The organism is Erythrobacteraceae bacterium WH01K, from assembly GCA_027941995.1.
Lineage (GTDB): Bacteria > Pseudomonadota > Alphaproteobacteria > Sphingomonadales > Sphingomonadaceae > CAJXSN01.
This window is the reverse complement of record CP115966.1, coordinates 392,744-404,569: the sequence shown is the minus strand read 5'-3', so window position 1 is coordinate 404,569 and position 11,826 is coordinate 392,744. Positions and strand designations below refer to the sequence as shown.

The 11,826-nt window shown below is 64.9% G+C and carries 10 protein-coding genes; 4 read left to right on the top strand and 6 right to left on the bottom strand.

Annotation, left to right across the window (positions count from 1 at the left end):
• Positions 1 to 69: 69 nt before the first annotated feature.
• Positions 70 to 1,056, bottom strand: coding sequence for an NAD(P)H-quinone oxidoreductase (locus PF049_02095; GenBank protein ID WBY17956.1), 987 nt, complete (start codon positions 1,054 to 1,056; stop codon positions 70 to 72).
• A 141-nt stretch (positions 1,057 to 1,197) separates the two neighbouring features.
• Between PF049_02095 and PF049_02090 the strand changes: the two genes are divergently transcribed.
• The 4 genes from PF049_02090 to PF049_02075 all read left to right on the top strand — a co-directional run bounded on the left by PF049_02090 (position 1,198) and on the right by PF049_02075 (position 6,691).
• Positions 1,198 to 1,404, top strand: a complete 207-nt coding sequence (locus PF049_02090; GenBank protein ID WBY16981.1) for a DUF1192 domain-containing protein — start codon at positions 1,198 to 1,200, stop codon at positions 1,402 to 1,404.
• A 201-nt stretch (positions 1,405 to 1,605) separates the two neighbouring features.
• Entirely contained in the window at positions 1,606 to 3,993 is a 2,388-nt protein-coding gene (gene clpA, locus PF049_02085) for an ATP-dependent Clp protease ATP-binding subunit ClpA (protein WBY16980.1), read from the top strand.
• Positions 3,994 to 4,062: 69 nt separating this feature from the next.
• Positions 4,063 to 5,082: a ligase-associated DNA damage response exonuclease gene (locus PF049_02080; GenBank protein WBY16979.1), complete on the top strand. Its 1,020-nt coding sequence runs from the start codon at positions 4,063 to 4,065 to the stop codon at positions 5,080 to 5,082.
• Position 5,083: 1 nt separating this feature from the next.
• Positions 5,084 to 6,691: a cisplatin damage response ATP-dependent DNA ligase gene (locus tag PF049_02075; GenBank protein WBY16978.1), complete on the top strand. Its 1,608-nt coding sequence runs from the start codon at positions 5,084 to 5,086 to the stop codon at positions 6,689 to 6,691.
• Positions 6,692 to 6,759: 68 nt separating this feature from the next.
• Here PF049_02075 and PF049_02070 read toward each other — a convergent pair whose 3' ends face one another.
• From PF049_02070 to hemB, 5 genes are read right to left on the bottom strand one after another with little or no spacing between them, the layout of a single operon-like run.
• The gene (locus tag PF049_02070) at positions 6,760 to 7,332 is read right to left on the bottom strand and encodes a gamma carbonic anhydrase family protein (protein ID WBY16977.1); all 573 of its coding nucleotides are present in this window, start codon (positions 7,330 to 7,332) and stop codon (positions 6,760 to 6,762) included.
• Complete coding sequence (locus tag PF049_02065; GenBank protein WBY16976.1) at positions 7,329 to 7,886, bottom strand: GNAT family N-acetyltransferase; 558 nt, start codon at positions 7,884 to 7,886, stop codon at positions 7,329 to 7,331. The genes PF049_02070 and PF049_02065 overlap by 4 nt, the downstream gene beginning before the upstream one ends.
• A complete protein-coding gene (locus PF049_02060) occupies positions 7,879 to 8,478 on the bottom strand; it encodes a GNAT family N-acetyltransferase (GenBank protein ID WBY16975.1) in 600 nt (199 codons plus the stop codon). The genes PF049_02065 and PF049_02060 overlap by 8 nt, the downstream gene beginning before the upstream one ends.
• An 8-nt stretch (positions 8,479 to 8,486) precedes the next feature.
• Positions 8,487 to 10,787, bottom strand: a complete 2,301-nt coding sequence (locus PF049_02055; GenBank protein WBY16974.1) for a fused MFS/spermidine synthase — start codon at positions 10,785 to 10,787, stop codon at positions 8,487 to 8,489.
• Positions 10,780 to 11,775 (bottom strand): porphobilinogen synthase, encoded by a 996-nt coding sequence (gene hemB, locus PF049_02050; protein ID WBY16973.1) that lies wholly within the window; start codon positions 11,773 to 11,775, stop codon positions 10,780 to 10,782. The genes PF049_02055 and hemB overlap by 8 nt, the downstream gene beginning before the upstream one ends.
• Positions 11,776 to 11,826 lie beyond the last annotated feature (51 nt).

Sequence of the window (11,826 nt, the reverse complement as noted above, 5' to 3'; positions counted from 1 at the left end):
ATGCCTTGCGATTGTGACAGGCGATTCACAGTTTGGTGACAGCGCCGCTTCTTTTGTTGCAGGACGGTGTCAGCCCGCGCCGATATCCAGCACGATCTTGCCGATGTGATCGCCCGCTTCCATGCGCTCGTGCGCCCCCGCCGCGTCGTCCAGCGGGAAGCTGCGATCCATCACGGGGAGTATCGTGCCATCGGCGACCAGCGGCCAGGCATGCTCCGCAATTTCGGCGCACAGCGCAGTCTTGAAACGGTCGGAGCGCGGGCGCAGCGTCGATCCGGTCATCACCAGTCGCCGGCTCATCAGATAGGCCATGTTGAGTGACGTCTTGGCACCGCCCAGAACGGCGATGGTCACATGCCGCCCGCCTTCGCGCAGGCATTGCAGGTTGCGCGGTACGTAATCGCCCGACACCATGTCGAGCACGATGTCGGCCCCTTCGCCCCCGGTGACACGCTTCACCTCCTCGACGAAATCGGCCGTCTTGTAATTGATGGCATGATCCGCGCCGACTTCCAGCGCTGCTTCGCACTTGTCGTCACTGCCGCAGGTGACGATCGACGTCATTCCGAAAGCCTTGGCCAGCATGATGGCCATGGTCCCGATCCCGCTGGTCCCGCCGTGAACCAGCATCGTCTCGCCCGGCTTCGCACAGCCGCGCTGGAAGACGTTGTGCCACACGGTGAACATCGTTTCCGGGAGAGCCGCCGCCTCGGCCAGCGGAAGATCGTTCGGTACGGCGAGGCAATGTCCGGCAGGGGCGATGCAATATTCCGCATATCCGCCGCCTGGCGTCAGTGCGGCAACCCGGTCGCCGACCGACCACTGCGTGACGTCATCGCCGATGGCAACGATCTCGCCCGCCACTTCCAGTCCCAGGATCGGCGATGCGCCGGGAGGGGCCGGATAATGTCCGGCGCGCTGGATGCAGTCGGGCCGGTTGACCCCTGCATGGGCCACGCGGATCAGGACGTCCTGCGGACCGCAGCCTGGCACGTCCACCGTCTGCACACACAGAACCTCGGGGCCGCCCGGTTCGGCAAAGCCTGCCGCGCGCATCGTGTCCGGAATGGTCAAACCCTTCGTCCCCCCTTGTGCCCGGTGCATTCCGGTCTCTCGCGGGCAGCCCTAGGGCGCAACCCCATTGACAGCAAGCCGCGATGCAGGCGAAACCCGTCGCCGGAACAGGTGGAGGCGCCGATGGAAGATGATGACCTGCCCCGCCCGCGCGGCGATGCTGCCGGCAAACTCGCCGGCGAGGACCTCGGCCCTTATTCGCAGGACGAATTGTCGCAGCGTATCCGCCTCCTGCAGCTCGAAATCGCCCGGGTAGAACAGCACCGCAGCCGGGCGGACAAGCATCGCGCCGCGGCCGACGCCCTGTTCAGTCCGAAATCCGGTACGTGACAGGCGCGGCGGGAATTTTCACCCGCATGCCCTTCGCCGGGCCCGTGCGCGAACACGGCATTCGGGCCGCGCTGGACTCTCGTCCGCCCGCCCCCATATTCCTGTCATACCCCCAAGAGGGGCGCCGCATTCCGTCCAGGCGAGCGCCTGACCGCCAGCTGCGAGTAACGCCCCGTTAACCACGAAGGTTCATTTTCCCCCATGCCCAGTTTTGCCGCAAACCTCGAAAAGACCCTCCACAACGCCCTCGCCTTCGCGTCGGAACGCCGGCATGAATATGCGACGCTGGAACACCTGCTCCTTGCCCTGGTCGGGGACGACGACGCGGCAGAGGTAATGAATGCCTGCGGGGTCGACATGGGCGAACTGGGCGATGTCGTTCAGACCTATCTCGACCAGGAATACCAGTCGCTGCAGACGGAAGACGGGGCCGATCCACAGCCCACGGCGGGGTTTCAGCGCGTGATCCAGCGCGCGATCCTGCACGTCCAGTCCGCGGCGAAGGACACGGTGACCGGCGCCAACGTGCTGGTCGCGCTGTTTTCCGAACGCGATTCCTATGCGGTCTATTTCCTGCAACAGCAGGACATGAGCCGGCTGGATGCGGTCAGCTTCATCAGCCACGGCATCGGCAAGGGCGGCAAGCAGGTCGATTCCCGTCCGGTCAACGGTGCGGAAGATACCGAGGCGGACGAGAAGGGCGACGGCAAGGGCAAGAAGGAAACCGCGCTCGACCAGTTCACCGTCAACCTCAATGCCAAGGCGGAGGCCGGGAAGGTCGATCCGCTGATCGGCCGCGGGCCCGAAGTCGACCGCACGGTCCAGATCCTGTGCCGCCGGTCCAAGAACAACCCGCTTTATGTCGGTGATCCGGGCGTCGGAAAGACCGCCATCGCCGAAGGGCTGGCACGCAAGATCGTCGAGAAGGACGTGCCCGAAGTCCTGGAAGATGCTGTCATCTACTCGCTCGACATGGGCGCGCTGCTGGCCGGCACGCGCTATCGCGGCGATTTCGAGGAACGGCTGAAGCAGGTCGTCTCCGAACTGGAGAAGATGCCCGAGGCGATCCTGTTCATCGACGAGATTCACACGGTCATCGGCGCCGGCGCGACCAGCGGCGGGGCGATGGACGCGTCCAACCTGCTGAAGCCTGCGCTTAGCGGCGGGACCATTCGCTGCATCGGTTCGACAACCTACAAGGAATTCCGCAATCACTTCGAGAAGGACCGCGCCCTGCTGCGCCGGTTCCAGAAGATCGACGTGAACGAGCCGACGATCGAGGATACGGTGAAGATCCTGCAGGGTCTGAAAAGCGCCTTCGAGGAGCACCACAAGGTCAAGTATACGGCCGACGCGCTGAAAACCGCGGTCGAGCTGTCGGCGCGCTACATCAACGACCGCAAACTGCCCGACAAGGCGATCGACGTGGTCGACGAAGTGGGTGCGATGCAGATGCTGGTCGCCCCCAGCCGCCGCAAGAAGAAGATTACCGCGCGCGAGATCGAGCAGGTCATCGCGACGATGGCGCGCATCCCCCCCAAATCCGTCAGCAAGGACGACAAGAAGGCGCTGGAAAATCTCGAGCGCGACCTGAAGCACGTCGTCTTCGGCCAGGACGCGGCGGTGAAGAAGCTGTCGACCGCAATGAAACTCAGCCGCGCGGGCCTGCGCGATCCGGACAAGCCCATCGGCAGCTTCCTGTTCAGCGGCCCTACCGGCGTCGGCAAGACCGAGGTCGCCCGCCAGCTCGCCAGCATCATGGGCATCGAGCTCAAGCGTTTCGACATGTCGGAATACATGGAGCGCCACTCGGTCAGCCGCCTGATCGGCGCGCCTCCGGGCTATGTTGGTTACGACCAGGGCGGCCTGCTGACCGATGCCGTCGACCAGAACCCGCATTGCGTGCTGCTGCTCGACGAGATCGAGAAGGCGCATCCCGACCTCTTCAACATCCTGCTGCAGGTGATGGATAACGGGCGCCTGACCGACCATCACGGCAAAACGGTCGATTTCCGCAATGTCGTGCTGATCATGACCACCAATGCCGGCGCCGCCGACATGGCGCGCCAGGGCATCGGTTTCGGCGACGTGAGCAAGGAAGACGCGAGCGAGGAAGCGGTGAAGCGCATGTTCACGCCGGAATTTCGCAACCGTCTCGATGCGATCGTGCCGTTCGGTTATCTCGGCAAGGACACGATTGCCCGCGTCGTCGACAAGTTCATCCTGCAACTGGAGCTCCAGCTGGCGGAACAGAATGTCGACATCCAGTTCGACGCCGATGCGCGCGAATGGCTGGGCGACAAGGGCTACGATCGCCTCTACGGCGCGCGCCCGATGGGCCGCCTGCTGCAGGAAAAGATCAAGCAGCCGCTGGCGGAGGAATTGCTGTTCGGCAAGCTGGCCGACGGCGGCGAGGTGCAGGTGAGCATCAGGGACGGCAAGCCCGCCTTCGAACTCACCCCCGCCCCGCCCAAGGCCAAGCGGACGACGCGCAAGACTGCCGCGAAGAAGAAGCCTGCTGCGAAAAAGGCCGCGCCCAAGAAGCCCGATGCCGATGCAGCGGACAAGGCGGATGGCGGCGACAGCTGATCCATCCAAACGACAAGCAAGGGGGCGCGAATTCGGGAACGGTTCGCGCCCCTTTTGCTTGAACCTTGCATGAGTGCCCCGTTTTCCTGGATCAGGCCCGAACCGTGGGGCATCCATGTCGTGCCTGCCGACGCCTGGGTCGATCCGGGCCGCGCGGTCGAGCGCGCGCTGGTTACCCATGGCCACGCCGATCACGCCCGCGGGGGACACGGGGCGACGATTGCCACGCCCGAAACGCTCGCCATCATGAAACTGCGATACATGACCGGAGAGGGTCCGGATGGTGGCGACACCACACCGGTCGAATATGGTGAGACCATCCGCCTGCCCGGCGGGGTTGATGCCACCTACATCCCGGCGGGCCACGTCCTTGGCAGCGCGCAGATCCTGCTCGAACATGCAGGCGAGCGGATCATCTGCACCGGCGATTACAAACGGCGTGCCGACCCGACCTGCCCGCCTTTCGAAGTAACCCCTTGCGATATCCTGATTACCGAGGCGACCTTCGGCCTGCCGCTGTTCACCCATCCCCCGATCGAGGACGAGATGGCAAAGCTGCTGGACCGGCTGGCTGCCCATCCCGATCGCTGCGTCCTGATCGGTGCCTACGCTCTGGGAAAGGCGCAGCGCGTAATCGCCGAATTGCGCCGTGCCGGACATAGGAAGCCGATCTACCTGCACGGCGCGATGGAGAAGATGTGCCGCCTTTATGAGGAACACGGTGTCGATCTGGGGGAACTGCGCCTCGTCGCGGATACGCCGAAGGACGAGATGCGCGGTCACATCGTCGTCAGCCCGCCCTCTGCCCTCAACGATCGGTGGAGCCGCCGCCTGCCCGACCCGGTTACTGCCATGGCGAGCGGGTGGATGTGCGTCCGGCAACGCGCGCGGCAGCGCAATGTCGAATTGCCTCTGGTCATTTCGGACCATGCCGACTGGAACGAGCTGACCCGGACGATCGAGGAGGTGAATCCGCAGGAAACGTGGATTACCCATGGCCGGGAAGAAGCGCTGCTGCGCTGGAACCAGCTGCACCAGCGCCGCGCCCGCGCCCTGGCCCTGGTGGGCCGCGAGGACGAGGATGAATAGGGTGGAAGAGTTTGCCGCCCTGATCGATGCACTGGTCTTTACCCGGTCCCGCAACGAGAAACTGCGACTGATCGCGGAATATCTGCGTGACGTGCCCGACCCCGATCGCGGCTGGGCGCTCGCCGCGCTGACCGACGGGCTGGATTTCCCGGCGGTGAAATCCTCGACCATCCGCAACATCATGAAGGACCGGATAGACCCGGTCCTGTGGTCGCTCAGCCGCGATTTCGTGGGCGACACGGCGGAAACGGCCAGCCTGCTGTGGGAAACCGCGCAGATGGGAAGCGATGCTGCCGACACGGAGCCCCTGACGGTCAGCGAAACGGTCGCCGCGCTGGAGGAAATGACGCGCAAGAGCGTCACCACGCAGCTTCCCGCCCTGCTGGACAGGCTCGACCCTTCGGGCCGCTATGCCCTTCTGAAACTGGCAACGGGTGCCATGCGGATCGGAGTCTCCAGCCGGCTGGGCAAGGTCGCGTTCGCGCAAGCCTTCGATGTCAGCGTGGAGGATGTCGAGGAGTACTGGCACGGGTTGCAGCCGCCCTATGGCGAGCTGTTCGCCTGGGCAGCGGGCGGTGCGGAGCCGCCCGACATCACCAACGTGCCAACCTTCCGCCCCTTCATGCTGGCACATCCGCTGGAGGACACGAGGGTCGACATGGCGGACTATGCGGCGGAATGGAAATGGGACGGCATCCGCGTCCAATTGGTCCATGCCGGCGGCGAAACCCGTGTCTATTCGCGCAGCGGAGACGACATTTCCGCGACCTTTCCCGAGATGGTCGACGCGCTGGATATCCCTGCCGTTCTGGACGGGGAATTGCTGGTGCGCGGCAATGTGCAAGGCGGAGAGGCTGGCGGCGCTGCCAGCTTCAACGCGCTGCAACAGCGCCTCGGCCGCAAGACCGTCAGCAAGAAGATGCTGACCGAAAGCCCCGCCTTCGTCCGGCTCTACGATGCGCTTTCCATCGAAGGAGACGACGTTCGCAACCTGCCGTGGAAGGATCGCCGCAAGCGGCTCGAGGCGTTCCTGCCGCGCCTGCCGGACAGTCATTTCGACATCAGCCAGATCGTCGAGGCAGGCGATTTCGACACGCTCGCCGGGATCCGCGAAGGGACCCGCGACGACGCGATCGAGGGCCTGATGCTGAAGCGGCGCGACAGCCCCTACATCGCCGGGCGCAAGACCGGACTGTGGTACAAGTGGAAACGCGACCCGCTGCTGGTCGATTGCGTGCTGATGTATGCCCAGCGCGGCAGCGGCAAGCGCTCCAGCTTCTTCTCGGACTACACCTTCGGATGCTGGGACGGCGATCCCGATTCCGGCGCGGAGCTGCTGCCGGTGGGCAAGGCCTATTCAGGCTTTACCGATGCAGAGCTGAAGAAGCTCGACAAGCATGTCCGCAGCAAGACCGTGAACCGCTTCGGCCCCGTGCGCGAAACCGACAAGAGCCTGGTGTTCGAAGTTGCATTCGACAGCGTACACGAGAGCAAGCGGCACAAGAGCGGCCTCGCCATGCGCTTCCCCCGCATCCACCGCATTCGCTGGGACAAGCCGCCCCACGAAGCCGACCGCATCGAAGCGCTGAGGGCGCTGGTGCGCGACTGACGCGGGGAGCGACGAGCGACGAGCGACAAGCGAGCAAGTAGCGCGGCGCAACACATGCCGCCGCGACGTCACCCGCCCAGCGCGTCGGCAACCGCCTTCGCATGGTCCTTCGCGTTGTGGGCATAGTGCGCCGTGCCCATCTTCATTCCGGCAATGGCAGCGTCGGACAGTTCCTTCATCGGCTTGGCCGGACGCCCTGCCCAGAGCGAACGCGGCTCTATCACCTTGCCTTCGGTCAGCATGGCGCCGGCTGCGAGCATGGAATCGCTCGCAATCACCGCCTTGTTCATCGCGATGGAGCCCAGGCCCATGAAGCCGCGGTCCTTGATGATGCAGCCATGCGCCATGACCATGTGGCCGACCAGCACATCGTCCCCGATCAGCAACGGCGAGCCGTCCGGATCGCCCGGCCGCTCCGGATCGCAGTGCAGCACGCTGCCGTCCTGGATGTTCGTCCGCTTGCCGATCACGATCCGGCTGACATCGGCGCGCAGCACGCAATTGTACCAGACCGAACTGTCTTCCCCGATCTCGACATCCCCGATGATCGTGCAGCCGGGGGCGATGAAGGCGCTGTCGTGGATGCGCGGGGTCTTGCCGTGGATCGGCACGATGTTCACGCCCGGGCGGTTCGTGGTCATTGCAAATTCTCCCATTGCTCTTTCGAGAGCGAATACTGGATCGTCGGGTTGTCTTGCGCCGGATAGGCCGGATCGTGGAAGTCGAGATCCCTCCGCCGGACCATGCCCAGTTTTTCCATCAGCTTCCAGCTGCCTGTATTCGCCGGACTGGTCAGCGCCACGAGATACGGCGCGCCGACGCGCGTGAACGCCCATTCGATGACGGCGCGCATGGCTTCCTCGGCATAGCCCCTTTGCCAGCGATCCTCGCGGATCTTCCACCCGATCTCGTGGTCGCCGGTATTGGGGGCGAGCGGGTTCTCGACGCGCTTGATCCCGCAATAGCCGACCATCTCGCCGCTCGCCTTCTCCACCGCGAGCAGGAAGCTGAAGCCCTCGCGCGCATACATCGCCATCGCTTTTGCATGGCGTGCCTCGATCTCGTGCGGTTCCATCACGCCGCCGATATGCCGCATGATGGTGGCCGAGTTCAGCAGCCGGTCGTGTTCCGCCTCGTCGCCTTCCGCAACGCCGCGCAGGACCAGTCGCTTCGTTTCGGCGACGATGTCAGCCATCCATCCTGCTCCGCAGCCTGTCCGCGCCGCGCGCGGCCCATTGCTCCCGGTCGATCCGGTAGACGATGAGCGTTTCGCCTTTCGCCCATGACGCGCTGTCTGCGAAATCCATGTCCGGGCGGCGTTCCATGCCCAGCCTCTCCATCAGGCCCCAGCTCTGTTTGTTGCCCTCCACGGTCAATGCAATGACATGAGGCGCGCCGAATTGCTGGAATGCAAGATCGATGGACGCACTAGCAGCCTCTCTCGCATAGCCCTTGCCCCACGCATCCTCGCGGAGGCGCCAGCCGGCCTCGAAATCGCCGACCGGGCCATTCGTTTCGTTGCACCTTTTGAGACCGCACCAGCCGAGGATTTCGCCGGACAGGTGTCCGCCGTCGTCGATCCTTTCGACGACCCAGAACGTGTGCCCGTATTCGCGGCTGTAACGCAGAAGCCTTTCCCGCGTCCGTGTGCGGTATGCTGCGTCCGCCACCCCGCCCAGGAAGCGGGAAACTGTGGGCGTATTGAGGTGGCGCCAGAACGGCTCCCAGTCTTCGTCCTGCCAGTCCCGCAATATCAGGCGCTGCGTGCGGTGTTCGAAGCCCGTCATGGCGGGCCCTATGGCCAGTCGCCGGTAAAGCTGCTCCACATCAGGTAGGGCAGGATCGATGCATAATCGTCGGTCCAGCTGCGTGTGGCCGGGTCCGGCATGTCCTGCCACTCGGCTTCGGGATTCGCGTTTCTCAGCTTGTCTGCTGCCGCGGCATCAGGGGAAAGGACCAGCCAGACCGAGTTCTCGATCGCGTCCGCGCCATTCGCCTGGTCGAAGCGCAGCATGGCCGACCAGCCGAAATCGCGGGCATGGGCGGACAGGACCGGACGGAGGTCGATGAAACGGTTCGAAATATGGATGACCAGCAGCCCGTCCGGCGACAGCGTATCGGCATAGGTCTGCATCGCTTCGCGGGTCATCAAGTGCATCGGAATCGCGTCGGAACTGAAGGCGTCCACGACCAGTACGTCGAAGGCGCCCTCAGGCTCCCGCGCCAGTTCCAGTCGTGCATCGCCGACCACGATCTCGGACTGCGGCGCGCATTCCTCGTGGAAGGTGAACGTGCCGTTGAAGGAATATTCCACTACCACCGGATCGATTTCGTACATCTTCCACGTCTGGCCGGGCTTGCGGTAGCACAGCAGTGTGCCCGCCCCCATGCCCACGACCCCGATGCTGGCATCGTCGCCGTAGTACGCGCCGGCATTGGAGAGTGCCAGTCCGGCCCCCGATGTCGGTCCGTAATAGGCGGTGGGTTGCAGGCGCCGCCCGGCATCGGTGAACTGCCTTCCATGCATGGTCGTGCCGTGCTTCAGCGTGCGCAAGCTCGCCTCGGGAATGTCGCCGATCGTGTAGACGCCGAAATAGCTTCGCTCACGCAGGTTCTGGACGCTCGTGCCGATGTTTTCGAACCCGCCGCGGAAGAACATCAGGATGGCGAGTACGGCGACGAGCGACCACCTCTTGCCCAGCGCAAGGACGCCGAGTACGGTGATGGCGGCAGTCAGTCCGAGCGTGACCCAGGGAAGATACCGCAGCACGGACCATTGGAGCCACACGCCAAGGGCAGCAGCGGCCGCCACCAGCAGCAGGCGCATGCGGCGCTGGCGCGCTTCCTCCCACCCCTTGCGGTCCATCCACGCCACCAGCGCACGGGGCGGCAGCAGGGCCGCTGCGGCGAGGATCAGCAGGGGATGCTCCCACACCCAGTCGAACAGCACCGGTGCGACCAGCGCAGCGAACATTCCGCCCAGCGCGCCGCCCGCGCTCATCACGAGGTAGAACAGGGTCAGGCGGTCCGGATCGGGGCGCAATTCGAACAGGTGACGATGCAGCGCCGCCGCGACGACGAGCAACATCACGATCGACCCGATGGCATCGGCAAGGTCGGCCTGTCCCGAACTCATCATCGCCTTCGCGCCGAGGAACAGGACGACAATAGGGGCAATCCGCGCAAAGAAGGCGGCAGCGCGGCTGACCGGATTGAACGCCAGCACGAAACTGAACAGATAGATGCCCAGCGGTATGACCCACAGCAGAGGCATGGCCACGAGATCGGTCGACAGATGCGTGGTGGTCGACAGCAAAAGGCCGGAGGGAACGGCAGACAGCGCCAGCCAGTGCGCGATGGTCCGCCAACCCGGTGCGGTGGATGCAGGCGCTATCGCAGCAGTCGCCTCTTCGCTTGCGGGCGGACGGTTCGCAGCCTGATCGCCGACCGTATTCCAGCGCCAGAACCCGACCAGCACCATGATGGCGACAAGCACGCCGTATCCGGTCGACCAGGCGAGCGACTGCCCGGTCGTCGTAAGCGTCGGCTCCAACAGCAGCGGAAAGGCGAGCAGGCCGGCGAAACTGCCGATATTCGATGCCGCATACAGCCAGTACGGATCGCCTGCGTCCGGGTCGGCCGCATACCAGCCCTGCAGAAGCGGGGCCTGCGCCGAGATCAGGACGAAGAGCGGCCCTACGCTGGCCAGCACCAGTGCCGGCACCCAGAGCACTTCCCAGCCTGCCCCGGCCCGCTCCAGATCGGCGAGCCCGACGGGCAGGAAAATTGCCGCCAAGGCGAGCAACGCGATATGGATGACGATCTGACGTCTGAGCGGCAGGCGCGAGAGCAGGTGGGCGTAGAGATACCCGCCGAGCAGGAGCATCTGGTAGACCAGCATCGCGCTGTTCCAGACCGCGGGCGCGCCGCCCAGCAGCGGCAGGGCCAGTCGCGCGATCAGGGGCTGGACCAGGAACAGCAGGAAACTGCCGCACAATATGGCCACCGCGAACAGCAGCGGATTGGCGCCGCGCCTGCTGCCCGTAATCGTATTCTCCAACGGCGCGGCCGTGTCCGCATGCATGGTTTCAGCCATTGAGTAATCGCGCAGCTAGAGGGGCATGATAGGTGAGGATCCCGGCGCAGCCGGCCCGCTTGAAAGCGATAAGTTTTTCCATGAGCAGCGGCTCGCGTTCGCCCACTCCGGCTGCGACACCGGCCTCGATCAGGGCGTATTCCCCGCTGACCTGGTAAGCGAAAATCGGCACGTCGAACCGGGCGCGGGCTCGGGCGATGACGTCGAGATAGGCCAGCCCCGGCTTGACCATCACGCTATCCGCACCCTCTGCAATGTCGAACGCGATCTCGCGCATGGCCTCGTCGCCGTTTGCGGGGTCCAGCTGGTAGCTTTTCTTGTCGCCTTTCAGCCGGTCGCCCGATCCCACGGCGTCGCGGAACGGGCCGTAGAAGGCGCTCGCGAATTTCGCGGAGTAGGCCATGACCTGCACATTGTGGTGCCCGCCCATTTCCAGCGCCATGCGGATCGCGTGGACGCGTCCGTCCATCATGTCGGACGGGGCCACGATGTCCGCGCCTGCTTCCGCCTGCACCACCGCCTGGTCGACGAGGACGGCGACGGTATCGTCGTTCACGACATAGCCGCGCGCATCCAGCAGCCCGTCCTGCCCGTGCGTCGTATAAGGGTCGAGCGCGACGTCGGTCAGGATGCCGAGATCGCCGCCCACCGCATCGCGGACGGCACGGATGGTCCGGCACATCAGGTTGTCGCTGTTGTAGGCCTCTGCCCCGTCCTCGCTGCGCTTCGCATCGGGCGTGTTGGGGAACAGGGCGATGGCCGGAATGCCGAGCTCCACGGCCTCCTTCGCTCGCGCCACGATCCCGTCGATCGACCAGCGCGACACGCCGGGCAGGCTGGCGACGGGTTCTTCCGCCCCCTTCCCCTCGAGTACGAAGAGCGGCCAGATCAGGTCGGCGCTGGTCATCACCGTCTCGCGGTGCAGCGCGCGGCTCCAGGCGGCGGTTCGGGTGCGCCGCAGGCGCGTCGCGGGATAGGAAGCTGTCATGGCGTCACCCCATGCCATGCTTTTGCCGAAACTCTCAATGATCCGCCCCCC